Origin of the sequence: Actinomadura decatromicini (assembly GCF_008121305.1) — a bacterium.
Classification (GTDB): Bacteria; Actinomycetota; Actinomycetes; order Streptosporangiales; family Streptosporangiaceae; genus Spirillospora; species Spirillospora syzygii.
The window spans coordinates 522,720-546,473 of record NZ_VSRQ01000003.1 but is presented as its reverse complement, the minus strand read 5'-3'; the positions used below and the strand labels follow the sequence as shown (position 1 = coordinate 546,473).

The window sequence follows — 23,754 nt, the reverse complement described above, 5'->3', positions numbered from 1 at the left end:
GGAATAGTGATGACATCCTGTACTACCACAAAGCGGGAAAGCCGGCGGCCGTTCCGGGAAAGCGCTACGGGAAGGAGACCGCGATCACGTGTCCCGGCTCTTGCCGTTCCGGATTCGGTGGACCAGAACCCGGGTCAGATATGCGCCCAGTTCGACGGTGTAACGGCGCCAGAGCCGGCGCGGTTCCCTGGCGAGCCGGTACAGGAAGCCGATCCGCAATTTCAGCACCCAGGCCGGATAGTAGTCGCGCCGTTCGGCGAGGTGCTCGAAGTAGGCGCCGCAGGTGATCACGACGGGCGCGGTCAGCTCGTCCCGGTACTCGGTGACGAACCGCTGCTGGAGCGGCGTGCCGAGCCCGACGTGCAGGATGTCCGGGGCCGACTCGTTGATCTCGGCGACGAGCCGCGCCGCCGTCGCGTCCGGGATCCGGCCGTTCTCGGCGGCCCAGTGGCCGTGCTGCGTCCCGGCGATCTCCAGGCCCGGGTACCACGTCCGGACGTTCTCCGCCGCCGCCTCCGCGACGCCGGGAGCGTTCCCGAACAGGAAGACGCGCCAGCCGTGCTCGGCGGGCTGGCCGAACAGGTGGTCGGTGAGGTCGTCGTTCGCCATTCGCCCCGGCACCGGGCGGCCGAAGATCCGCGCGGCGAGCACCACGCCCCAGCCGTCCGGGAGGTTGAGGTCGAAGCCGTTCATGAGGTCGCGCAGCGCGCGGTCTTTCTGCGCTTTGAGCACGTAGTCCGGATTGGCGAAGGTGACGGTCAGCTTCGTCCGGTCTTTGATCGCCGTTTCCACGAACGTCCGGAACTGCGCGACATCGGTGCGGCTGACCCGGACGCCGAGGACGTCGACGGTGTCATGCGGCCATCGTTGGTCCACGCTCGCCCTGCTCTCCTGACGTGCCCGCGAGGCCGGGCGGTACGACCGGAGAGTGCAGCGTATCCCGGTTCCGGGCGGCGCGGTTCCGCAGCACGAGCGCCACGGCGACGGTGCCGGAGGTCAGGACGACCATCGTCCACGCGAGCGGGACGGCCCCCACCCCGAACATCTTCAGCGAGGACGCGACGAGCACGAGCGCCAGCACGCGGCGGATCAGCCCGCCGGGCGCCCGCGAGGAGATCTTCGAGCCGAGGTACACGCCGGGGATCGACCCGACGAGCAGCGCGGCGGTGACCTCCATCCGGAAGTCGCCGAACAGGATGTGGCCGACGGCGGCCGCGAACACCAGCGGGACGGCCTGGAGCAGGTCGGTGCCGACGAGCTGGTTCGCCTTGAGGGACGGGTAGAGCGCCAGCAGCGCGACGATGATCAGCGAGCCGGAGCCGACGGACGTGATCCCGACGATGAGCCCGCCGACCACGCCGACCAGCACGGTCGGCACCGGCCGCACCTTCACCCGGGAGGCGCCCTCGGCCTCGTCGGCGGGCGCCCCGCGGACCCGGCGGCCGAGCACCCCGCGCGCGACGAGCCCGGCCGCCGCGATCATCAGCGCGACGCCCATCGCCTTGCCGATCAGGTCCTCGACGGACGCGCCGTCGCCGAGCGCCTTCGCCAGCAGCACGCCGGAGAACGCGGCGGGCACCGAGCCCGCGCACAGCCAGCCGACGAGCCGCAGGTCGATCGTGCCCTGCCGGTAGTGGACGGCGCTGCCGACCGGCTTCATCACGGCGGCGGCGACGAGGTCGCTGGACACGGCGGCGAGCGGGCTGACGCCGAAGAACGTCACCAGCATCGGCGTCATCAGCGCGCCGCCGCCCATGCCGGTGAGCCCGACGATGATGGCGACGAGGAACGAGCCGAACGCCATCGTCCAATCGAAGTCCATTGGCATGACCTACCAGGCATATAGGAAAACTCGTCCGTCAGACTAGGACATGCGCTGCACACCTGTTAACCCGGGTCGCGGCCGACCGGCAGTGACCGATCAGGCACCGGGAGTCAGGCGGGCCGAACCCAGCCGCCGTCCACGAGGAGGTCGAGGACGCGGCCGACCGCCTCGTCCGGCGCCATCGTGGACGTGTCGAGCACGAGGTCGGCGTCGTCCGGCTCCTCGTAGGGGTCGGAGATCCCGGTGAACTCGGGGATCAGACCCGCCCGCGCCTTCGCGTACAGGCCCTTGCGGTCGCGGCGCTCGCACTCCTCCAGCGGCGTCGCGACGTGCACGAGGATGAAGTCGCCCACGGCGGACACCATCCGGCGCACCTCCGCGCGGGTCGTCGCGTACGGCGCGATCGGCGCGCAGATCGCGGTGCCGCCGTGCCGGGTGATCTCGGCGGCGACGAACCCGATGCGGCGGATGTTCAGGTCGCGGTCGGCGCGCGAGAACGTCAGGCCGGACGACAGCATCGTCCGGACGACGTCGCCGTCGAGCAGCGTGACCGTCCGGCCGCCGCGCTCGACCAGCGCGTCGGCGAGGCCGCGCGCGACCGTCGACTTCCCCGACCCGGACAGGCCGGTGAAGAACACCGTGATGCCGCGCCGCACCTTCGGCGGGCGGGCGATCGCCAGCTCGGCTGCCACCGCGGGCGGGGTGAACCAGTCGGGGACGGGCTCGCCCGCGTCGAGCAGCTCGCCCAGCCGCTCGGCGGTCAGCTCCGCCTGGACGTGGTCCGGCTCGATCCGCGCGACCGGCCGCCACACCTCGACGTCGGCGTCGTAGGCCCACGGCTCCGGCACCACGATCGGGATCGCGGCGCCGTCCACTTCCGCGTCCGCGAGCAGGTGGGTCGCGCCGTAGGCGGCGGCGACCCGCGCCCGAAGCAGGAGGTCGCGCTCGGGCTCCCCGCCCTCGCGCTCCGGCAGCGGGACGGGGACGATCCGAGCGCCGTCCGGCAGTTCCCGGCGCACGCCGAGCAGCGCCCGGACGAGCGAGTCGTCGTGCTCGCCGCCGAGCAGCGGCAGCACCAGCACCTCCGCGCCGAGCCGCTCCGCGACCTGCCTGAGCTGGCCGAGCTGCTTGCGGTGCAGCGGCTCCCTGGTCGCCACCGCCAGCAGGGGGGCGTCCACCGGGTCCAGTTCGTCGGGGCGGCGGCGCAGGCCGTGGAACGCTCCGTGCGCCGGCGCGCGCAGCGCCTCCAGCGGACCGGCGAGCCGCCAGCCCTGGCCGGTCGGGTCCTGCCACGCCTCGGTGACGTCCAGCAGCGCGACCGGCACGCCCTCCGGATCCTGGAGGACGATCCGCTCGTGCTCCGTCAGCTCCTTCGGCACCGACAGCGTGACCGGCACCGGCCACGGCGTGCCGTCGGCGAGCCGGCCGCCCGCGATCACCATGGCCGCGTCGAACGAGCCGAGGAACCCGGTCAGCGGGCGGTACGCCCCGGCCAGGATCAGCTCGAGGTCGGCGAGCTCCACCGGACCGGGGGTCCAGGCGGGCAGGTCGCGCAGCGTGTCGGGTACGCCGTCGGTCACCGCGGTCTCCGATCTGGCCCGGCGCGCGGCCGGGCGGGTGCGTGCGAATGGGAGTTTCCGCAGGAAAAATACTGCGCCAGGGCGGACGCACGCACCCCCGGACAGCCTCAGATGACCCGGGCGAAACGGTTCTCGGGCTTGCGGATGACGAACGTGACCTCGCTGTGGTCTGCGGTGAGGCGTCCCCTGCTCAGCAGCGAGACCAGCCGGCACAGCAGGTCGGCGGGGCCGGTTCCGGCCCCGAGCGCCTCGATCGACCGGCGGGACGCGTACTCCTCGCACACCACGAGCCCGCGCATCACGCAGTACCACTGCATCCCGGACCGGGACGCGACCCGCTCGTACACCGCGGTCGGCGGGGCCGTCCGTCCGGCGGGCCGCGCCGCCCGCTCCAGGACCCGCTCCGCGCCGCTCCCGGGCGGCATGGCATCGCCCGCGGGCTGCGGGACCCGGGCGTGCGCGCCGCGCCCCTGCCGCGTCCGCCGCCGCCCGCGGCGCGCCGACCTGTGCAGCCAGTGCGGGAGCGTCCGGTCGAGGAACGCGTACGCGGTGTTGCGGTCGCGCAGGTGGACGAGGAGCAGCCCGCCCGGCTTGAGCGCCGCGACGAACCGGTCGAGCACCAGCTCGGCGTGCGGCACCCGCTCGATCAGGTACGTCGCGTGGACGATGTCGAACGCGCGCGGCGGCAGCGGCACGGTGCGCAGGTCGCCGAGGTGCCACGTGTCGAGGTCGGTGCGCTCGACGGTGTGGACGCGCAGCTCGGAGGAGTCCTGGTCGACTCCGGTGACGTGGCGGTCGCGGTCGCCGAGGTCGAGGCCCGTCCCCCAGCCGCAGCCCGCTTCCAGGACGTGGATCCGCTGCAAGGGCTTCTCTAGGGCGTACTGGCGGGCGCGTTCTGAGAAGAGATCACCGTCGCTGGTGGGCGGCGTACGCAGATCGGTCACAGTCTCGCAGCGTAATCGCACGACTGCGCTCCGTCCGCTATTTGCCCTTTCTTGGTAACGGTCGTGTCGCGCTCCGTTCCGGCCGCTCCGTTCCGGGGGCTCCGGGTCCGCGAGTGCCGCGACCTGCGCTCCCGTGCGGGCGGACGGACGGCCGGCGCGGGCGCGTACCCTGGTAGCCGACACCGGGATCCGCTGGGATTCCGGGTTTTCGGGCTGCCCTGGCACGGGGTGCATCGCTGAATTCGCGGGCGAACGGGCGAAGATGACGCTTTCCGGACTTGTTGACCTTGCACGCACCGACCCCGGCTTGGAACGCGCCCTGCGCGCGGCGCGGGCCGACCAGGAGGTGGTCGCGCCCGCCGCGCTGTGGCCGATCCTCGCCGCCGCGCTGAGCCGCGCCCTGGGCGAGCGGGACGGCGGGAAGGGCGTGGTGCTCGCGGTGACCGCGACCGGCCGCGAGGCCGAGGACCTCACCGCCGCGCTGACCAGCCTCCTCGCCCCGGGCCGGGTGGCGCACTTCCCGGCGTGGGAGACGCTGCCGCACGAGAAGCTGTCGCCGCGCTCGGACACGGTCGGGCAGCGGCTCGCGGTGCTGCGCAGGCTCGTCCACCCGGACGCGGGCGGCCCGCCGACCGCCGAGGAGGCCGCGGACGCGGACACGGGCAAGGGCGGCGCGCTGGACGTGGTCGTCACGCCGATCCGCGCGGTGCTCCAGCCGATCGTGTCCGGCCTGGCCGACCTGGAGCCGGTGCGCCTCGGCACCGACGACGACGCCGACATGGACGACGTCGTCCGCCGCCTCGTCGAGGCCGGGTACCACCGCGTCGACCTGGTGGAGAAGCGCGGCGAGATCGCGGTGCGCGGCGGCATCCTGGACGTGTTCCCGCCCACCGAGGAGCACCCGCTCCGGGTGGAGTTCTGGGGCGACACCGTCGAGGAGATCCGCTACTTCAAGGCCGCCGACCAGCGGTCCCTGGAGGTGGCGCGGGGCGGGCTGTGGGCGCCGCCGTGCCGCGAGCTGCCGCTGACGGAGACGGTCCGCGAGCGCGCGAGGTCGCTCGCCGAGGAGCATCCGGCGCTGGCGGAGATCCTCGGCCGGATCGCGGACGGCGACACCGTCGAGGGCATGGAGGCGTTCTCGCCCGTCCTCGCCGACGGGATGGAGCTGCTCACCGACCTGCTCCCGGACGGCTCCGCGCTGCTCGTGTGCGAGCCGGAGCGGATCCGCACCCGGTCCGCGGAGCTGGTCCGGACGAGCCAGGAGTTCCTGGAGGCGAGCTGGGTCAACGCCGCCGCCGGGGGAGAGGCGCCGATCGACCTCGGCGCCGCCGCGTTCCGCTCGCTCGACGACGTCCGCGCCCACAGCACCGAGCTGGGTCTTCCCCGCTGGAGCGTTACAGCGCTGAATCCCGAGGGCGACGCGCTCAACTTGGGTGTCCAGCCCGCGGAGGCGTACCGGGGCGACACCTCGCGCGTCGTCGCCGACCTCAAGGGCTGGACGGACGCGGGCTGGCGCGTGGTGATGGTCACCGCCGGGCACGGGCCCGCGGAGCGGTTCGTCCAGCTCGTCGGCGAGGAGGGCCTCGGCGCGCGGCTCGCCGACCTGGCGGGGCCGCCCGACCCGGCGCTGGTCACCGTCACGACCGGGCTGCTCGACAACGGGTTCACCTGGGAGTCGGTCAAGCTCGCCGTGCTGACCGAGACCGACCTGTCGGGGCAGAAGTCGTCCACCAGGGACGCGCGGCGCATGCCGTCCCGGCGGCGCGGCGGCATCGACCCGCTCCAGCTCAAGCCGGGCGACTACGTCGTCCACGAGCAGCACGGCGTCGGCCGGTACGTGGAGATGGTCAGCCGGACGGTCCAGGGCGCCACCCGCGAGTACCTGATCCTGGAGTACGCGAAGAGCGACCGGCTGTTCGTCCCGACCGACCAGCTCGAAGAGCTGACCCGGTACGTCGGCGGGGAGGCGCCGAGCCTGCACCGGCTCGGCGGCGCCGACTGGCAGAAGGCGAAGTCGCGCGCCCGCAAGGCGGTCAAGCAGATCGCCGGGGAGCTGATCCGGCTGTACTCGGCGCGGATGGCGAGCCCCGGCCACCCGTTCGCCCCGGACACCCCGTGGCAGCGCGAGCTGGAGGACGCGTTCCCCTACGTCGAGACGCCCGACCAGCTCGCCGCGATCGACGAGGTGAAGGGCGACATGGAGAAGCCCGTCCCGATGGACCGGCTGATCTGCGGCGACGTCGGCTACGGCAAGACCGAGATCGCGGTGCGGGCGGCGTTCAAGGCCGTCCAGGACGGCCGCCAGGTCGCGGTGCTCGTCCCGACGACGCTGCTGGTGCAGCAGCACCTGTCGACGTTCTCCGAGCGGTTCGCGGCGTTCCCGGTCGTGGTGAAGCCGATCTCCCGTTTCCAGTCCGACAAGGAGATCGAGGCGACGCTGGACGGGCTCGCGAACGGCACCGTCGACGTGGTCGTCGGCACGCACCGGATCCTGTCGTCGCAGACGCGGTTCAAGAACCTCGGCCTGGTCGTCATCGACGAGGAGCAGCGGTTCGGCGTCGAGCACAAGGAGGAGCTGAAGCGGCTCCGCACGCAGGTGGACGTGCTCGCCATGTCCGCGACGCCGATCCCGCGGACGCTGGAGATGGGCCTCACCGGCATCCGCGAGATGTCGACGATCCTGACGCCGCCGGAGGAACGGCACCCGGTCCTGACGTTCGTCGGGCCGTACGAGGAGAAGCAGATCGCCGCCGCGATCCGCCGCGAGCTGCTGCGCGAGGGCCAGGTGTTCTTCGTGCACAACCGGGTCCGGTCGATCAACAAGGTGGCGGCGAACCTGGCGAACCTCGTCCCGGAGGCGAGGGTCGGGATCGCGCACGGCCAGATGAACGAGCACGAGCTCGAAAAGGTCATGGTCGACTTCTGGGAGAAGAACTACGACGTCCTCGTCGCGACGACGATCGTGGAGTCCGGGCTCGACGTGCCGAACGCCAACACCCTGATCGTCGACCGCGCCGACATGTACGGGCTGTCGCAGCTCCACCAGTTGCGCGGCCGCGTCGGGCGCGGCCGCGAGCGCGCCTACGCCTACTTCCTGTACCAGCCGGAGCAGCCGCTGACCGAGACCGCGCACGAGCGGCTCGCGACGCTCGCGCAGCACACCGAGGTCGGCGCCGGAATGTACGTCGCCATGAAGGACCTGGAGATCCGCGGCGCGGGCAACATCCTCGGCGCGGAGCAGTCCGGGCACGTGGCGGGCGTCGGGTTCGACCTGTACGTGCGGATGGTCGGGGAGGCGGTCCGCGACCTGAAGGAGGGCGGCCGGGAGCCGGAGGCCGTCGAGACCAAGGTCGAGCTGCCGGTCGACGCGCACCTGCCGCACGAGTACGTGCCGGGCGAGCGGCTCCGGCTGGACGCCTACCGGCGCATCGCCGCGATCACGTCCGAGGACGAGATCGGCGCCGTCCACGAGGAGCTGAAGGACCGGTTCGGGCCGCTGCCCGTCCCGGTGCTGAACCTCCTGGAGGTCGCCCGGTTCCGGACGAAGGCGCGCCGCGCGGGGCTCAGCGACGTCACGCTCCAGGGCAACTTCATCAAGTTCACGCCCGCGCGGCTGCCCGACTCCAGGCAGGTCAGGCTCCAGCGGCTGTACCCGAAGAGCATCCTGAAGCCGTCGACCGACACGCTGCTCGTGCCCGCGCCGAAGACGGCGCAGCTAGGCGGCCGTCCGCTGCGCGACCAGGAGCTCCTCACCTGGGCGACGGACCTGGTGGAGGCGCTGTTCCTGGACGGTCCGCCCGCGTCCGGCAGCCGGTAGTCTGGCGCGGATCCCGGCGATCAACGCTCCCTGATCACGACGAGACGAGGAAACCGTGCCTGGTAGGTCCGTGTCCGCGAGGGCCGTGACGGCGGCCGCGGCCGCCGTGCTGGCGGCCGGCGCGCTGGCCGGCTGCGGCAGCACCCAGAAGGCGGGCACCGCGGCGCTCGTCGGCGGCGACCGCATCACCGTCACGAAGCTCGACCAGACCGTCCGCGACTGGCGGCGCCAGTTCCGCGCCGACCCGGCGGCCAACGACCTGCGCTCGAACTCGGCGAACCCGGGCGCGCAGCTCGGCGGCGAGTCCGACTCCGACCTGCGCGGCGCGCTCACCCTGCTGATCAACTTCCGGGTCGCCCGGAAGGTGGCCGACAAGGCGGGCGTGACCGTCACCGGCGGCGAGGTCGACGCGGCCGTCGAGGGGCTGAACAACAAGGGCGGGGCCGAGTCGGTCACGCTGGCGAGCGGCCTGCCCCGCGCGTACACCCGCGACCTGGCGCGGCTGGTCGCCACGCAGTTCGCGGTGATGCAGCGGTTCGGCGCCAGCCCCGGCAACCTCCCGACCCCGCAGACGCAGCAGGCGGGGCAGCGCTGGAACGAGCTGTTCCGCAGCACCGCCGACGGCATGGACATCGAGGTCAGCCCGCGCTACGGCGGCTACGACCCGGGCGAGTTCGCGATCGGCCCGGTGCAGTACCGGCTGTCCACGCCCGATTCGGGTATCTGAGGCGCATGGGCCTGACACTCCTCGCGACCACGCACCGGGTCGCGCCCGGCCTGCTCACCTGGCGCGCGTGGGACGCGCTGCGCACCGCGTCCGCGGTCCGGACGCGGCCGGGGCATCCGCTGCTGCCGGCCCTGCGCGACGCCGGGATCGCCGCCGACGAGGTGCCCGAGCCCGACGCCGCCCGACTGGTCGCCGACGCGCGCTCCGGCGACGTCCTGTGGGTGGCCGCGCCCGAGGGCGACGAGACGCTGATGCGCGAGATCGGGACGCTGGTCGTCGACGACCCCCTGGACGTCGAGGTGCTGCACGGGTCCTACGACCTGCCGGGAGCGCGGCTGCTCGACCTCGTCTCGGTGATGGACACGCTGCGCCGCGAATGCCCGTGGGACCGCAAGCAGACGCACGCGACCCTCGTCCCGTACCTGCTGGAGGAGTCCTACGAGGTCCTCGACACGATCGAGTCGGGCGACTACGGCGCGCTGCGCGAGGAGCTGGGCGACGTGCTGATGCAGGTCGCGTTCCACTCGGTGGTGGCCGCCGAGCGCACGGACGAGACCGCGTTCACCATCGACGACGTGGCGGGCGCGATCGTCGACAAGCTCGTCCGCCGCCACCCGCACGTGTTCGGGGACGTGACCGTCTCCGGCGCCGACGAGGTCAACGCGAACTGGGAGCAGATCAAGGCGGCGGAGCGGGCGGAGAAGAGCGGCGCGGAGGCGTCGGCGCTGGACGGCGTCCCGATGGGCCAGCCCGCGCTGTCGCTCGCCGCGCAGCTCCAGCGGCGCGCCGCCCGCCTCGGCGCACCCGACGACCTTGCCGAGGCTCTTCCGGACGGTAAGGAAACCGACCATCCGGACGTCCGGAACGACGTGGGCGCGCGGCTGTTCGAGATCGTCCGGGACGCGGCCGCGCGCGGGCTGGACGCCGAGTCGGAGTTGCGCACGGTATCGCGGGTATTCCGGGACCGTGTCCGACAGTGGGAACGAAGCCGGGGACCGGAGTGAATCGTCGGGTTTCGCCCCGAACATCGCCGATGGGGTAGTCCGGCCGGGGACACCCGTCTACTCTGATCGCGTGCCGGCTGAGGCTGAGGGTGATACCGGAGATCCTGACGTAGTCAGAGATCTCGTGCCGGCGCGCCGTGCCGGGCGCGATGGAAAGCGGCGGTCCCGGCGGTGGCTGACCCCGTCGACGTCCCGCGCCGAGAAGGCCCGCGCGCTCCGCGGCCTCGGCGCGTTAGGCGGTCTCTCCGGGCTGCTCGTCGCGCTGCTGGTGCTGCCCACCGCGTGCGCGGCCGGGGTCGGCGCGCGCGACGCCTCCGACTGGTTCCGGACCGAGCCGGACGGGCTGACGACCTCCGGCGTCCCGCAGCGCTCCCGGATCCTCGCCGCCGACGGCCGGACGATCGCCACGTTCTTCTACCAGAACCGCGTGGACGTCCCGATGTCGAAGATCGCGCCGGTCCTCCGGATCGCCGTGCTGGCCATCGAGGACAGCCGCTTCTACAACCACGGCGCCATCGACGCGCAGGGCACGCTGCGGGCGCTCGCGAGCAACCTCGGCAGCGGCCAGGTGACGCAGGGCGGGTCCGGCATCACCCAGCAGTACGTGAAGAACCTGCTGCTCACCCAGGCCGACACGGCGGCCGAGCGGGCGGCGGCCAAGGAGATCTCCGCGGCGCGCAAGATCCGCGAGCTGCGGTACGCGGTCGCGATCGAGAAGCGCTACACCAAGGACGAGATCCTGCGCCGCTACCTCAACATCGCCTACTACGGCGACGGCGCGTACGGCATCGAGGCGGCGTCCCGGCACTACTTCTCCAAGCACGCCGCCGAGTTGAGCCTGTCCGAGGCGGCGCTGCTCGCGGGCATCATCCGCTACCCGTACGCCTACGACCCGACGCGGCATCCGGGCGCGGCCCGCGAGCGGCGCAACGTCGTCCTGCACCGGATGGCCGAGCTCGGCTGGATCGACCACGCGGCGGCGGACGCGACCGCGCGGCTCCCGATCCGGCTGAAGGTGGACGACGTGAAGAGCGGCTGCGTGACCAGCTCAGCGCCGTTCTTCTGCGACTACGTCCAGCGGGAGATCCAGACGAACCCGGTGTTCGGGCCGACGCCCGCCGCGCGGGAGAAGCTCCTCAAACGGGGCGGCCTCACCATCCGCACCACGATGGACCCGGTGGCGCAGCGGGCCGCGCAGCGCGCCGTCGACGGGCACGTCCCGCCGAAGAACTCGGCGCACAAGGCGGCGGCGGAGGCGATGGTCCAGCCGGGCACCGGCGAGATCAAGGCCATGGTGGTCGACCGCGCGCTCGGCCCGGACAAGGAACGCGGCAAGACCTGGATCAACTTCGCGGCCGACGCGAGCCACGGCTCCAGCATCGGCATGCAGGCCGGGTCGACGTTCAAGGTGTTCACCCTGGCCGCCGCGCTCGACCAGGGCATGCCGTTCGGGACGCGGCTGATGGCCCCCCGCGAGTTCACCGCCGTCGGCTACCGCAACTGCAAGGGGCAGCGGGTCGGCGACCCGTCCAAGCCGCTGCGCAACTCGGCGGACGGCGAGGGCGGCAGGCGGTTCAGCCTCGTCACCGGCACCCACCACTCCGTGAACACCTTCTTCCTCGCGCTGGAGAAGGAGGTCGGCCTCTGCGAGACGGTGAAGATGGCCGAGAAGCTCGGGATGCGGCAGGCGAGCGGCAAGCCGCTGGAGCAGTACCCGTCGTTCACGCTCGGGTTCAACCCCGTGTCGCCGCTGCGGCTCGCGGCGGCGTACGCGGCGTTCGGCGCGCGGGGCCGCTACTGCGAGCCGGTCGCGATCCGGGAGATCCGGGACGCGTCCGGACGCGAGCTGAAGGTCCCGCCGCGCAAGTGCCGCCAGGCCGTCGACCGGGGCGTCGCGGACGCCGTGAACTACGTGCTGAGCGGCGTCCTCACCAAGGGCACGGCGCAGGGCATGGGCCTCGGCCGCGACGCCGCGGGCAAGACCGGCACCGTCGACGACTTCTCCGCCGCCTGGTTCGCGGGCTACACCCCGGACCTCGCCGCCGCGGTGTGGGTCGGCGACCCGCGCGGCGGCTACCGGTACCCGATGGACGGCCTGTGCATGGACGGCCGCTGCTACGGCTCGGTGTTCGGGGCGACGATCCCCGCGCCGATCTGGCAGCAGAGCATGCTCGGCGCCCTCTCCGGCACGGGCGCGGGCTCCTTCCACCGGCCCCCGTCGGAGTACTTCAGCAAGGGGTCCGGCGAGGACAAGGTGAAGCTGCCCGACGTGCGCGGCATGAAGCTCCGCGAGGCGGTCGCGAAGCTGCGCGAGGCCGGGCTCAAGGTGCAGGTGCGGCAGCCGGTGGAGTCCCGCGAGTACCCGAAGGGGACGGTCGCCGAGATGTCGCCGGACCCAGGCTCGGTCGAGCCCGGCGACACCGTCGAGCTGCGCGTCAGCAAGGGGCCGGGGCCTGGGCACGACGGGCAGCCGCCGGTCCCGCCCACGTTCCCGCCGACCTTCCCGCCGACCTTCCCGCCGCCGGCCGATCCGGGCCGGCAGGCGCCCGCGTGACCGTGCTGTGTGATCGTCCCGTCGGCGGGTAGATCACCAACGCAGTGATTCCGTTCGGGGGGACGATCGTCATGCGAGCCATCGCCGTGTCCGAGTACGGCGCCACACCGGCGCCCATGCAGTTGCCGCGCCCGGAGCCCGGGCCGGGGGAGATCCTCGTCAGGATGATCGCGGCCGGGCTGAACCCGGTCGACTGGAAGATCGCGGACGGGATGCTCAAGGACTCCGTCGACGCGACGTTCCCGCTGATCCTCGGCCAGGACGGCGCGGGCGTCGTGGAGGAGGCCGGCGAGGGCGTGACCCGGCTGCGTCCCGGCGAGCAGGTCTACGGCTCGTTCGGCTCGGTGGCCCGCGGCCTCGGCAGCTACTGCGAGTACACCATCGCCCGCGACGACGGACCGGTCGCCCGGATGCCCGAGGGCATGATCTACACGCAGGCCGCGGCGGTGCCGACCGTGGGCATGACCGCGCTGGGCATGGTCGAGGAGGCCCGCGTGGACGAGGGGCAGACCGTCCTCGTCGTCGGCGCGACCGGCGGCGTCGGGCAGAGCCTCGTGCAGCTCGCCGCCCGCACCGGCGCGAAGGTCATCGCCACCGCCCGCGCCGACATGGCCGGGACGATGCGGCGGCTCGGCGCGGCCGAGACCGTCGACCACTCCAAGGGCGACCTCAACCGGCAGGTGCTCGCCGTCCACAGCGACGGGATCGACGTCATCATGCACACGGTCGCCGACACCGACGGCGCCGAGCACCTGGCCCAGCTCCTCCGCCCCGGCGGGACGTTCGTCAGCACGACCTGGTCGATCAGCCCGGACGCGATGGCCGCCCGCGAGGTGCGCGGCGTCAACTTCCAGGAGCAGCCCTCGGCCGCGCTCCTGGACCGGCTGTCCGACCTCATCGACGCGAGCGAGCTGCGCGTCCGGGTGGAGCGCGAGGTGCCGCTCGAGGACGCCGCGGAGGCCCTCGCCGACAACCGCGCGGGCGGCGCCCGCGGAAAGACAGTGATCCGCATCTGACCCCGACGACGCAGGGAGGACGCATGACCGCAGCGAAGCGAGGATCACTGCGTCTCCCCCTCGGCAGTCGGGGGTCGCCCCCCAGAAAGGCAGGTCCCATGAGTGAGAAGGGCGCGGGCCGTCCGGACGATGACGATGACCGGCGCGAACGCCTTCGCGAGATCGAGCAGTCCCTCGAACGGCTCCGGGCGGACCTCGTGCCGCCGCGCGAGGACGCCGGGGACAACATCGACTCCGCGCAGAACCTCACCGCCCGCGAGGAGATCGCGGGGCAGATCGAGCTGCTGGAGTACGAGCGCGAGCGGCTCCGCTCCGCGCTCGGCCTGACCTGACCGGGACGGGCCTGACCGCAACGCGGTCAGCGCGGCAGGCGCAGGATGAACCGGGCCCCCGGCTTGTCGTCCGCGCGGTCGGCGAGGACCAGCGTGCCCTGGTGCGCGACGGCGATGTCGCGGGCGATGGCGAGCCCGAGGCCGGTCCCGCCCGCGTCGCGGTGCCGTCCCTCGGCGAGCCGCGCGAACCGCTCGAACACCCGCTCCCGGTCCTCGGGCGCGACGCCGACGCCGTCGTCGACGATCTCCACCACGGCGGTGCCCGGCGGCTCGGTGCGCAGGATCACCGTCACCTCCGCCGCCGCGTGCCGGTCGGCGTTGTCGATCAGGTTGGTGAGCAGCCGCGCCAGCTCGGCGCGCCCGCCGTTCACCGTCACCGGGCCCTCCGACAGGACCGTCACCTGGGTGCGGCGCGGGCGGCGGAGCACCTCCTCGTCCGTCAGCGCGGTGAGGTCCACCGGCTCGCGGCGGAAGTTCCGGTCGGCCTCCAGCCGGGAGAGGGCGAGCAGGTCGTCCACCACCGCGGCGAGCCGGTCGGTGTTGATCAGGACGGCCCGGAGCGTCTCGGCGACCTCGGGGTCCTGCGGGCCGGACAGCGCGAGCTCCAGCTCCATCCGGACGGCGGTGAGCGGGCTGCGCAGCTCGTGCGAGACGTCCACGACGAACGCGCGCTGCCGGGCCACCGCCTGCTCCAGCCGGTCGAGGGTCGCGTTGACGCTGGTGGCGAGCTTCCCGACCTCGTCCCGCCGGGACGGCTCGGGCACCCGGCGTTCGAGGTCGGTGGCGGTGATCTCGTCCAGCTCGCGGCGGATCTCCTCCACCGGGCGCAGGGTGCGGCCGACCGACCGCCACGTCCCGTAGCCGACGACGGCGGTGCCGGTCAGGACGCCGATCAGCAGCAGCAGCGCGAGCTTCGGCTGCGGGATCAGCCCCGGCGCGGGCGCCAGCGAGAAGACGTACTTGGCGGACGCCCCCGTCCCGGCCCTGAACTCGACGATGAGGAAGCAGCCCCCGCCGGGCGCGTCGACGTCGCAGCTCCGCCCGTCCCGCCGGCCCGCCGGCGGGACGGGCGGCGGGAAGCGCACCGGCGGACGGCCCTGCATCCGCTCGGACGCGGCGACGACCCGGCCCTGCGCGTCGACCACCTGGAGCAGCTCGTGGCCGGTGCCGCGGATCTCGGGCCGCAGCGTGCCCGCGTTGATCTCGGCGACCACGCGGCCCCCGTTCCGCGCGGCCTCCAGGGTCCGGTCGATGATCGTCTGCTGCCTGCTGCCCGCCAGCACCAGCGTGGACATGGCGCTGGACAGGACGAACGCGACCAGGGTCGAGGTCAGCGTCACCCGGGCCCTGATCTCCGGGCCGAGCGGCCTGACTCGTATGGCGACCTCCCGGGTGCGATCCTGCCGGTACCCGGGGTTTCTTGCCGGACCTGGGCAAACTCGATCGCGTTCGCCGGATAAGAGATCGTCAGTTCTCGTCCACGCCCCAGCGGCGCCGGATGGAGGCGTCCGCCAGCCCGAACAGCCGGTCGATCACGATGCCGATGATCAGGATCACCAGCATGTAGGAGATCATGTCGGCGGTGTTGTTCAGCTCCCGGGCCTGCGACAGCAGCACGCCGAGCGAGGTCGTGTCGCCGATGACGACGAGCAGCTCGCCCGCCATCAGGCTCCGCCACGCGAACGCCCAGCCCTGCTTGAGGCCCGCGACGAACGACGGCAGCGACGCGGGCATGATCAGGTGCCGGTACAGCCCGAGGCCGCGCAGCCCCATGACCTTGCCCGCGCGGAGCAGGATCGGCGGCGTGTAGTCGACGCCCGCGATCAGCCCGTTCGCGATCGACGGCGCCGCGCCGAGGATCACCACGAACAGGATCGCGCTCTCGCTCAGCTTGAACAGCAGGATCGCGAGCGGGAACCACGCGATCGACGGCATCGTCTGCAGCCCGGTGATCAGCGACCCGAACGCGCGGCGCAGGATCCGGAACTGCGACACCAGCGCGCCGATCGCCACGCCGACGACGATGGCGAACGCGAACCCGATGAGGGCGCGCTGCATGGTGAGCGCGACCGAGTGCCAGAACCGGGACGAGGTGATCTGGTCCCAGAACACCGGGAACGTGTCGCGCGGGCCGGGCAGGACCCAGGGGTCCTTCCACCCGCTCCACACCACCACCTGCCAGGCGGCGATCGCGATCAGGACGGCCGTGAGCATCGGCCAGACCGCCGACCACGTCCGCTGGAGGAACCGGACGCGGATGCCGCCGCCGAGCTCCAGGGCGTCGAGGCCCGCGATCTCCCGGTCGAGCCGTCCCGCGGCGTCCCCGCGGGGCTTGTCGGCGGCCCCGCCGGTCTTGTCGGTGGCGTCGTCGTGCCGCTGGCCGCGGGTCGTCGTGTCATGCGCCATGGCGGCCTACCTCCTCGCGCAGCCTGTCGGTGATGGTCCCCGCGAGCGCGGCGACCTCGGGGGCGTCGATGCGGCGCGGCCGCTCCAGCGGGACGGGGAACTCCTCCACGACCCGGCCGGGACGGCTGCTGAGCAGCACGACCCGGTCGCCGAGCCGCACCGCCTCCCGCACGTTGTGCGTGACGAACAGCACGGTCAGGCGGCGCTCCCGCCAGATCCGCTCGATCTCGTCGTGCAGCAGGTCGCGGGTCATGGCGTCGAGCGCGCCGAACGGCTCGTCCATCAGCAGGACGGTGCTCCGCTCCGCCGCCTCCTCCTCCGCGTCGACCGTGCCCGAGGCGTGCTCCTGCTCGGTCAGCGCGAGGGCGCGGGCCAGCGCGATGCGCTGCCGCATCCCGCCGGACAGCTGGTGCGGGCGCTTCTTCGCGAACCCGCGCAGGTGCACCGTGTCGAGCAGCGCGCCCGCCCGCTCCCGCCGCTCGGCGCGGGGGACGCCGCGCATCTTGAGGGCGAGTTCGAGATTCCCCGTGACGGTCAGCCAGGGGAACAGGGCGGGCTCCTGGAACATCAGCGCGACCCTGGAGCCCTGCCCGTCCTTGCCGTCCTTGCCGGCGGTGTTCTGCTGGATCGTTCCGGCGCTCGGCCGGTCCAGTCCGGCCACGAGGTTGAGCAGGGTGCTCTTCCCGCAGCCGGACGCTCCGACCAGGCAGACGAACTCGCCGGGCGCGACGTCCAGGGAGACCCGGTCCAGCGCGAGGAGCGCGGACCGGCCGGTCCCGAACGCCTTCGATACCTCGCTGAGCCGTACGGCCGGCTCGGCGCTCACCTGAACGTCCGCGGTCATTTGTCGCTGACCTGTGCCTTCCCGCTCGCCTTGAGCACGTCGTTGAGGGCCTTCAGGTTGTAGATGCCGGCGAGGTCGGTCTTCTCAAGCAGGCCGATCTCCTCGGCGTGCTGGGCCCCGGTGACGAGAGAGGACGCGACCGGGTCCGTGGTGAAGTCGATCTCCTTGAAGGCGGCGTCGAGGACGTTCTGCTTCAGCGGCTTGCCGCTCAGCTTCGCGAGCGCGTCGTTCGAGACCTTCTCCGCGTCGGCCTTGTTCTGGTTGATGTAGTCGGTCGCCTCGACGACGCCCTGGAGCAGCTTCTTCACCTGCTCCGGGTGCTTCTTCTCGTACGACTGGCTGACGATCAGGTTGGTGATCACGAACTTGCCGTTGGGCCAGAGGGTCTTCTCGTCGACCAGCTTCACGGCCTTGTTCTCCAGGATCAGCCGGGAGGCGTACGGCTCCGGCACCCAGGCGCCGTCGATCTCGCCCTGCGCGTACGTCTGGAGCGTCTGCGCGTTCTCCTGCGGGACGATCTTGACGTCGCCGCTGCCGTCCTTGTTCGCGGTCAGCCCGTTCTGCTTGAGCCAGTAGCGGATGGCGACGTCCTGCGTGTTGCCGAGCTGCGGCGTCGCGATCTTCTTGCCGCGCAGGTCCTTCGGGCTCTTGATCCCGGCCTTGACGACGAGCGAGACGCCGCCCGAGGCCGCGCCGGAGATGATGTGGATCGCCTTGCCGTGCGACTTCGACCAGGCGTTGATGGACGGGTTCGGCCCGACGAACGTCGCGTCGATCGCGCCGGAGAAGAGGGCCTCGACGGCGGCCGGGCCCGCGTTGAACGTCGCCGTCTTGGGCGCGGTTCCGAGGTGCTTGGCGAAGATTCCCTTTTCCACTCCGACGAGTGCGGTCGCGTGCGTGATATTCGGGAAGTAGCCGAGGCGGAGGGGAGCGTCCGCGGCGGACTTTCCGTCGTCGTCGCCTCCACAGGCGCCGAGCGTCCCCGCCGCGACCAGGACGGTCAGTGACACGGCGGCGAACCGCCCGCGAAGTCCACGAAGCATGGTCATTTTCCCTACTAAGCAGGTCGGATTGGCCTGAACAGTAGATAAGGTTGGTAATGCCCACGTCAAGTGACCTGCTACACACGGTTTCGTACGCGCTCGCCCCGCTTTGTAAGTCATCCGGATGGGAACGGCGAGCCAGTTGGGCGGCGGCCGGGCGGCGCGGCTAGGCTCGTGGCCGCACCCGAGTGCGCTGCGCGGGCCGCCGCCGCAGCGCGATCAGCCGCTCTACCAGCAGGGGGTTCCCCGTGTCGTCGATCGAGGCCGTACTCGCCCGGGAGATCCTGGACTCCCGCGGCAACCCCACCGTCGAGGTCGAGGTGCTGCTCGCCGATGGGACCGAGGCGCGCGCGGCCGTGCCGAGCGGGGCCTCAACCGGCCAGTTCGAGGCTGTGGAACTGCGGGACGGCGGTGAGCGGTATGGGGGCAAGGGCGTCCGCAACGCCGTGAAGGCCGTCAACGAGACCATCGACGAGAAGCTCGTCGGGTACCCGGCGTCCGACCAGCGGCTGATCGACCAGTTGCTCACCGACCTCGACGGCACCCCGGCGAAGTCCGCGCTCGGCGCGAACGCCATCCTCGGCGTCAGCCTCGCGGTCGCGAAGGCCGCCGCCGACTCCGCCGACCTGCCGCTGTTCCGCTACGTCGGCGGGTCGAACGCGCACCTGCTGCCCGTCCCGATGCTGAACATCCTGAACGGCGGCGCGCACGCCGACACCAACGTCGACGTCCAGGAGTTCATGATCGCGCCGATCGGCGCGGCGACCTTCGCCGAGGCGCTGCGCTGGGGCGCCGAGACCTACCACGCGCTCAAGTCGGTGCTGAAGTCCAAGGGCTTCAACACCGGGCTCGGCGACGAGGGCGGCTTCGCGCCCGACCTGCCGAGCAACCGGGACGCGCTCGACCTCATCCTGGAGGCGATCCGCAAGGCGGGCTTCGCGCCCGGCCGCGACATCGCGCTCGCCCTCGACGTCGCCGCCACCGAGTTCCACGCCGACGGGCAGTACACCTTCGAGGGCGTCAAGCGGTCCGCGGACGACATGGCCGCCTACTACGGCGAGCTGATCAGCGAGTACCCGCTCGTCTCCATCGAGGACCCGCTCGACGAAGAGGACTGGGCGGGCTGGGAGGGCCTCACCGCCGCCGTGGGGGACCGCGTCCAGATCGTCGGGGACGACCTGTTCGTCACCAACCCCGAGCGCCTCGAACGCGGCATCAAGGCCCGCGCCGGCAACGCGCTGCTCGTCAAGGTCAACCAGATCGGGACGCTCAGCGAGACCCTCGACGCCGTGGCCCTCGCCCAGTCCAGCGGCTACCGCTGCATGATGAGCCACCGGTCCGGCGAGACCGAGGACACGACGATCGCCGACCTCGCGGTCGCGACGAACTGCGGCCAGATCAAGACCGGCGCCCCGGCGCGCAGCGACCGCGTCGCCAAGTACAACCAGCTCCTGCGCATCGAGGAGCTGCTGGACGACGCCGCCCGCTACGCCGGAGCCGCCGCGTTCCCGCGCTTCGACCCGCAGAGCTGACCGCGCGGGCGGCGGCACGGGCAGGACGGGCAGGGGCAGGACGGGCAGGGGCGAGCCACAGGCAGGGGACACGATGGCCGACGACCGGACGGGCTCCGCGCGGGGCCGCGGCGACGAGCACGCCGACGACCGCGACGAGTTCGACGACGAGTCCGGGCCCGAGGCCGGTCAGCGCCGGGCCAACCCGGCGCTGACCAGCCGCGCCGCCATCCTGGCGGTGGTCATGTGCGCGATCGCGCTGAGCCTCGCCTACCCCGTCCGGGAGTACATCGCCCAGCGCAAGGAGATCGCCGACCTCCAGCGGCAGGAGGCGGCGGCCCGGCGGCAGGTGGAGATCCTGGCCCAACGCAAGCAACAACTAGGGGATAAGTCGTACATTGAGCGTGAGGCGACGCGAAGGCTCCATTACTGCCGCCCTGACGTAAAGTGCTACATCGTGCTGCGCGGCCGCGGGGACGACGGGCGGCAGGCCCGCAAGGACGGGCCGACGCGCACGCCGCCGTGGTACGAAACGCTGTGGCGATCGGTCGAGGCCGCCGACCGGCCCCGCTGACCCGCGCGCCGGCGGGCCGGCGCCGGACACGCCGGGCGGGCGCCGGGGCGGCGGGACGTCGGTGGAGCGCGTCGACGGTGGGGCGGAGCTGTCGGAGGGGCGATGTCGAGGACGGATCGCGAGATCCGCGGGTGGGGACGCACATGATCGACGCGCGTGACGCAGCCGGACGTGACGCGGCCGGACGTGACACGGCCGGACGTGACACGGCCGAGCGCGCCGGCCCCGACCAGAACGGGACCGGGCGGAACGGCTCCGGGCGGGGCCTCGCGGAGCGGGATCGGGCCGCGGTGGCGGCGCAGCTCGGCCGCGAGCCGCGCGGCGTCCGCCGGGTGGCGAGCCGCTGCCCGTGCGGGAATCCGGCCGTGATCGAGACGGCCCCGCGCCTCCCCGACGGGACGCCCTTCCCGACGCTCTTCTACCTGACGTGCCCGAAGGCCGCCTCAGCCATCGGCACGCTGGAGGGCGGCGGGGCCATGCGCGGGATGCAGGAGCGGCTCGCCGCCGACCCGGAGCTCAAGGCCGCCTACACCGCCGCCCACGACGACTACCTCCGCCGCCGCGGCGAGGCCGCCCGGGAGGACGGCGTCGAGCCGCTCCCGCCCGGCACGCAGAGCGCGGGCGGCATGCCGGAGCGCGTCAAGTGCCTGCACGCGCTCGTCGCGCACGAGCTGGCCGTCCCCGGCGCCAACCCGTTCGGGCGGGAGGCGCTCGACGCCCTGCCCGACTGGTGGCGCTCCGGCCCCTGCGTCGAGGCCGGCGTCGAGGCAGAGCCGGACCAGGGACAAGAGCCGGACCGGGAAGCAGAGGGGGAGCGGTGACGCGGGTCGCGGCCGTCGACTGCGGCACCAATTCCGTCCGCCTCCTGATCGCCGACATCGCGCCGGGCGAGGGCGGCGGGACGCTGACCGACGTCGAGCGCCGGATGGAGATCGTCCGGCTGGGGGAGGGCGTCGACCGGACCGGGCGGCTGTCGCCCGCCGCGCTGGACCGTACCTTCACCGCCATGCGCGGCTACGCCGACCTCATCGAGCGGCACGGCGGCCGGGGGCGGCGCGGCGCCATCAAGACGCGGGTGGTCGCGACGAGCGCCACCCGCGACGCCGAGAACCGGGCCGACTTCGTCAAGGGCGTCGTGGACATCTTCGGCGTCGTCCCCGAGGTGATCAGCGGGGACGAGGAGGCCGGGCTCTCGTTCACGGGCGCGACCCGCGAGCTGGCGGAGCTGCGCCCGGCCCGCCCGTACCTGGTCGTCGACATCGGCGGCGGCTCGACCGAGTTCGTCATCGGCAGCTCGACCGCCGACGTCGCGCGCTCGATCGACATCGGCTGCGTGCGGATGACGGAGCGGCACCTGCGCGACGACCCGCCGACCCCGCTGCAGATCTCCGGCGCGGCGGCCGACATCGACGCGGCGCTCGCCACCGTCCGCGAGACGGTCCCGGTGGACGAGGCCCGCACCCTCGTCGGCCTCGCCGGGTCCGTCACCACGGTCGCCGGGATCGCGCTCGACCTGCCGGAGTACGACCCGGTGCGGATCCACCTGTCCCGCATCACCGCGCTGCAGGTGCACGACGTGACGCGGCGGCTGCTGCACGCCACCCGCGCCGAGCGCGCCGAGTTCGGCGTCATGCATCCGGGACGGGTCGACGTGATCGGCGCGGGCGCGCTGATCCTCGACCGGATCATGCGGGAGTACGGGTTCGGCGCCGTCGTGGTCAGCGAGCACGACATCCTCGACGGCATCGCCTGGTCCCTGGCCTGACCCGCGCGCCCTGACCCGCGCCCTGGCCGACCCGCGCGTCCGGCCTGCGTCTCAGAGCCTGAGCTGGGTGAGCAGGGCCGGGATCAGCACCGCGTTCGGGTTCTGCTGCGGGACGTACAGCACCGGTGCCGCGCTGCTGGTCTGCTGGATCCAGACGCGGCCGCCGTCCACGGTCGCGCCGGCGATCGACGACCAGCTCAGCGACACCCGGTTCCCGCGGACGCCGCCCGGGTGGACGGTCAGCCCCTGCGCCACGTCGATCGACTCGCCCGCGCGGACGCGCCGCGCCATCTCGCCGACGAGCCGCTGCTCGGCGTACTCCTGGCAGAGCTGGATGAGGCGTCCCCACACGTACTCGGGCTCGCCGTCCCCTCCGGAGGTCAGCGCGTCCTGCTCGATGACGACCTCGACGCGGGGCCCGCCGCGGAACGGGTACCGTCCCGCCTGGAAGATCCACTGCGTGCAGCCGGGCCGCCCGTACGCGGCGGGACGCTCCGCCGCCCAGTACGCCACCCACTCGACGTGCGGCCACGCGAGCGACGCGGTCCCGTACGCGACGAACCGGTCGTCGGCGTACAGCGGCAGGCCGCGGACGTTCTGGTCGAGCGGCCGCATGGCGGGACGCGCGTCCCACGTCGGCTGCTGGAAGTGCGGCGCGGCGTAGTGCGTCCCGTACGCGGGCTCCTCGTCGTGCTCCTCGACCTCCGGCGGACGGTCCTGCGCGGGCGGCAGGCGCAGGCGCGGCGGACGGTCGGGCTCGGGGTTGAGGCGCTCGGTCCAGGTCTCGCCGTCCCACCAGCGCAGGCTTCCCGTGCCGTAGGGGTCTGGATACCAGCCCGGTTGCGACACTGCCTGCCTCCCGCTTCGCCCATGGCGTGCCGGACACCCGCCTCCCCGACCGGCGAACGCATCGTACCGACCGGACAGCGCTCCGTTGGAAGATGGGCGGAACCCGGCCACCGCCTGTGGCGTGCGACGATCGGTGGTATGCCGACCGCCCGCGCCCCCTTCGTGCCGCCCGGTTCCGGGTGGCCGGAAGACCCCGCGAATCCCGGAACCCCCGTCGCGCACGGCCCTGCCGACGTGATCGAGCTGGCCGCCGAGGCCCCCGGTCTCGGCGAGCTGTGCGCCCGCCAGTCGGTGTGCCGGGCCTGCGACCGGCTCGTCGAATGGCGGGAGAAAGTCGCCGTGCAGCGTCGGCGCGCCTTCGCGGACGAGGAGTACTGGGGACGCCCGATCGCCGGTTGGGGCGACCCGGAACCCCGCGTCCTGATCGTCGGGCTCGCGCCCGCCGCGCACGGCGGCAACCGCACCGGCCGCATCTTCACCGGCGACCGGTCCGGCGACTGGCTGTTCGCGTCGCTGCACCGGGTGGGGCTCGCGGCGCGGCCGACGAGCGTCCACGCGGGCGACGGGCAGCGGCTGATCGGCGCGCGGATGGCGGCGACCGTCCGCTGCGCGCCGCCCGACAACAAGCCGACCCCGGTCGAGCGGACGACCTGCCTGCCGTGGCTCGCGCGCGAGGTGGAGATGGTCGCGCCGAGCGTCCGCTGCATCGTGTGCCTGGGCGGTTTCGCCTGGCAGGGCGTGTGGCCCGCGCTCCGGCAGGCGGGCTACGGGCTGCCGCGCCCCCGGCCGAAGTTCGGCCACGCCGTCGAGGTCGAGCTGGCGGCGCCGCCGTCGGCGTCCCATCCCGACCCGGTGCTGCTGCTGGGCTGCTACCACCCGAGCCAGCAGAACACGTTCACCGGCCGCGTCACCGAGGAGATGCTCGACGCGGTCTTCGTCCGCGCCCGCGACCACCACTAGGGG

The 23,754-nt window shown here is 73.0% G+C and carries 20 protein-coding genes; 11 read left to right on the top strand and 9 right to left on the bottom strand.

Annotated elements, in window-relative coordinates:
- Nucleotides 1-84 precede the first annotated feature (84 nt).
- The 4 genes from FXF68_RS16265 to FXF68_RS16250 form a co-directional block, all read right to left on the bottom strand.
- Nucleotides 85-876: a WecB/TagA/CpsF family glycosyltransferase gene (locus FXF68_RS16265; protein WP_148759977.1), complete on the bottom strand. Its 792-nt coding sequence runs from the start codon at nt 874-876 to the stop codon at nt 85-87.
- Nucleotides 854-1,822 (bottom strand): sulfite exporter TauE/SafE family protein, encoded by a 969-nt coding sequence (locus tag FXF68_RS16260; protein WP_187437951.1) that lies wholly within the window; start codon nt 1,820-1,822, stop codon nt 854-856. Before FXF68_RS16260 ends, FXF68_RS16265 begins: the two co-directional genes overlap by 23 nt.
- Before the next feature lie 113 nt (nt 1,823-1,935).
- Nucleotides 1,936-3,405: an adenylyl-sulfate kinase gene (gene cysC, locus FXF68_RS16255; RefSeq protein WP_148759975.1), complete on the bottom strand. Its 1,470-nt coding sequence runs from the start codon at nt 3,403-3,405 to the stop codon at nt 1,936-1,938.
- A 107-nt stretch (nt 3,406-3,512) separates the two neighbouring features.
- Nucleotides 3,513-4,349, bottom strand: coding sequence for a class I SAM-dependent methyltransferase (locus tag FXF68_RS16250; protein ID WP_148759973.1), 837 nt, complete (start codon nt 4,347-4,349; stop codon nt 3,513-3,515).
- A gap of 262 nt (nt 4,350-4,611) precedes the next feature.
- Between FXF68_RS16250 and mfd the strand changes: the two genes are divergently transcribed.
- The 6 genes from mfd to FXF68_RS16220 all read left to right on the top strand — a co-directional run bounded on the left by mfd (nt 4,612) and on the right by FXF68_RS16220 (nt 13,799).
- Nucleotides 4,612-8,166, top strand: a complete 3,555-nt coding sequence (gene mfd, locus FXF68_RS16245) for a transcription-repair coupling factor (RefSeq protein ID WP_148759971.1) — start codon at nt 4,612-4,614, stop codon at nt 8,164-8,166.
- Nucleotides 8,167-8,236: 70 nt separating this feature from the next.
- Nucleotides 8,237-8,893: a SurA N-terminal domain-containing protein gene (locus tag FXF68_RS16240; RefSeq protein WP_148759969.1), complete on the top strand. Its 657-nt coding sequence runs from the start codon at nt 8,237-8,239 to the stop codon at nt 8,891-8,893.
- Between the two features lie 5 nt (nt 8,894-8,898).
- Nucleotides 8,899-9,897, top strand: coding sequence for a nucleoside triphosphate pyrophosphohydrolase (locus FXF68_RS16235; protein ID WP_148759967.1), 999 nt, complete (start codon nt 8,899-8,901; stop codon nt 9,895-9,897).
- 124 nt (nt 9,898-10,021) lie between these two features.
- Nucleotides 10,022-12,451: a penicillin-binding protein gene (locus FXF68_RS16230; protein WP_246178735.1), complete on the top strand. Its 2,430-nt coding sequence runs from the start codon at nt 10,022-10,024 to the stop codon at nt 12,449-12,451.
- 71 nt (nt 12,452-12,522) lie between these two features.
- On the top strand, nt 12,523-13,467 hold the full coding sequence (locus tag FXF68_RS16225) for an NADP-dependent oxidoreductase (RefSeq protein WP_187437950.1): 945 nt from the start codon (nt 12,523-12,525) through the stop codon (nt 13,465-13,467).
- Between the two features lie 98 nt (nt 13,468-13,565).
- A complete protein-coding gene (locus tag FXF68_RS16220) occupies nt 13,566-13,799 on the top strand; it encodes a hypothetical protein (RefSeq protein ID WP_148759965.1) in 234 nt (77 codons plus the stop codon).
- Between the two features lie 26 nt (nt 13,800-13,825).
- Here the strand turns inward: FXF68_RS16220 and FXF68_RS16215 are convergent, their stop codons facing one another.
- The 4 genes from FXF68_RS16215 to FXF68_RS16200 form a co-directional block, all read right to left on the bottom strand.
- Nucleotides 13,826-15,139: a sensor histidine kinase gene (locus FXF68_RS16215; protein ID WP_246178734.1), complete on the bottom strand. Its 1,314-nt coding sequence runs from the start codon at nt 15,137-15,139 to the stop codon at nt 13,826-13,828.
- A gap of 127 nt (nt 15,140-15,266) precedes the next feature.
- Nucleotides 15,267-16,205: an ABC transporter permease gene (locus tag FXF68_RS16210; RefSeq protein ID WP_148759963.1), complete on the bottom strand. Its 939-nt coding sequence runs from the start codon at nt 16,203-16,205 to the stop codon at nt 15,267-15,269.
- Nucleotides 16,195-17,049, bottom strand: coding sequence for an ABC transporter ATP-binding protein (locus tag FXF68_RS16205; RefSeq protein ID WP_148759961.1), 855 nt, complete (start codon nt 17,047-17,049; stop codon nt 16,195-16,197). Before FXF68_RS16205 ends, FXF68_RS16210 begins: the two co-directional genes overlap by 11 nt.
- Complete coding sequence (locus tag FXF68_RS16200) at nt 17,046-18,092, bottom strand: ABC transporter substrate-binding protein (RefSeq protein WP_148759959.1); 1,047 nt, start codon at nt 18,090-18,092, stop codon at nt 17,046-17,048. Before FXF68_RS16200 ends, FXF68_RS16205 begins: the two co-directional genes overlap by 4 nt.
- 248 nt (nt 18,093-18,340) lie before the next feature.
- Here FXF68_RS16200 and eno point away from each other — a divergent pair, with 248 nt between their 5' ends.
- The 4 genes from eno (at nt 18,341) to FXF68_RS16180 (ending at nt 21,942) form a co-directional block, all read left to right on the top strand.
- Entirely contained in the window at nt 18,341-19,624 is a 1,284-nt protein-coding gene (gene eno, locus FXF68_RS16195) for a phosphopyruvate hydratase (RefSeq protein WP_148759957.1), read from the top strand.
- Between the two features lie 73 nt (nt 19,625-19,697).
- Nucleotides 19,698-20,177, top strand: a complete 480-nt coding sequence (locus FXF68_RS16190; RefSeq protein ID WP_148759955.1) for a septum formation initiator family protein — start codon at nt 19,698-19,700, stop codon at nt 20,175-20,177.
- Between the two features lie 143 nt (nt 20,178-20,320).
- Nucleotides 20,321-20,998, top strand: coding sequence for a DUF501 domain-containing protein (locus tag FXF68_RS16185; RefSeq protein ID WP_148759953.1), 678 nt, complete (start codon nt 20,321-20,323; stop codon nt 20,996-20,998).
- Nucleotides 20,995-21,942, top strand: coding sequence for a Ppx/GppA phosphatase family protein (locus FXF68_RS16180; RefSeq protein WP_148759952.1), 948 nt, complete (start codon nt 20,995-20,997; stop codon nt 21,940-21,942). The genes FXF68_RS16185 and FXF68_RS16180 overlap by 4 nt, the downstream gene beginning before the upstream one ends.
- A 51-nt stretch (nt 21,943-21,993) precedes the next feature.
- On the opposite strand, the gene FXF68_RS43060 is transcribed toward FXF68_RS16180, so the two are convergent.
- Entirely contained in the window at nt 21,994-22,791 is a 798-nt protein-coding gene (locus FXF68_RS43060) for a DUF2510 domain-containing protein (protein WP_148759950.1), read from the bottom strand.
- Between the two features lie 138 nt (nt 22,792-22,929).
- On the opposite strand from FXF68_RS43060, the gene FXF68_RS16170 reads away from it, so the two are divergent.
- The gene (locus FXF68_RS16170; RefSeq protein WP_148759948.1) at nt 22,930-23,751 is read left to right on the top strand and encodes a uracil-DNA glycosylase; all 822 of its coding nucleotides are present in this window, start codon (nt 22,930-22,932) and stop codon (nt 23,749-23,751) included.
- The last annotated feature ends 3 nt before the right edge of the window (nt 23,752-23,754 follow it).

Excerpts from the sequence above, each read along its gene's own strand:
- FXF68_RS16260 (WP_187437951.1), bottom strand. The coding sequence starts at position 1,822 with ATGGACTTCGATTGGACGATGGCGTTCGGCTCGTTCCTCGTCGCCATC.
- mfd (WP_148759971.1), top strand. The coding sequence starts at position 4,612 with ATGACGCTTTCCGGACTTGTTGACCTTGCACGCACCGACCCCGGCTTG.
- FXF68_RS16235 (WP_148759967.1), top strand. The coding sequence starts at position 8,899 with ATGGGCCTGACACTCCTCGCGACCACGCACCGGGTCGCGCCCGGCCTG.
- FXF68_RS16225 (WP_187437950.1), top strand. The coding sequence starts at position 12,523 with ATGCGAGCCATCGCCGTGTCCGAGTACGGCGCCACACCGGCGCCCATG.
- FXF68_RS16220 (WP_148759965.1), top strand. The coding sequence starts at position 13,566 with ATGAGTGAGAAGGGCGCGGGCCGTCCGGACGATGACGATGACCGGCGC.
- FXF68_RS16210 (WP_148759963.1), bottom strand. The coding sequence starts at position 16,205 with ATGGCGCATGACACGACGACCCGCGGCCAGCGGCACGACGACGCCACC.
- FXF68_RS16205 (WP_148759961.1), bottom strand. The coding sequence starts at position 17,049 with ATGACCGCGGACGTTCAGGTGAGCGCCGAGCCGGCCGTACGGCTCAGC.
- FXF68_RS16200 (WP_148759959.1), bottom strand. The coding sequence starts at position 18,092 with ATGCTTCGTGGACTTCGCGGGCGGTTCGCCGCCGTGTCACTGACCGTC.
- FXF68_RS16190 (WP_148759955.1), top strand. The coding sequence starts at position 19,698 with ATGGCCGACGACCGGACGGGCTCCGCGCGGGGCCGCGGCGACGAGCAC.
- FXF68_RS16185 (WP_148759953.1), top strand. The coding sequence starts at position 20,321 with ATGATCGACGCGCGTGACGCAGCCGGACGTGACGCGGCCGGACGTGAC.
- FXF68_RS16170 (WP_148759948.1), top strand. The coding sequence starts at position 22,930 with ATGCCGACCGCCCGCGCCCCCTTCGTGCCGCCCGGTTCCGGGTGGCCG.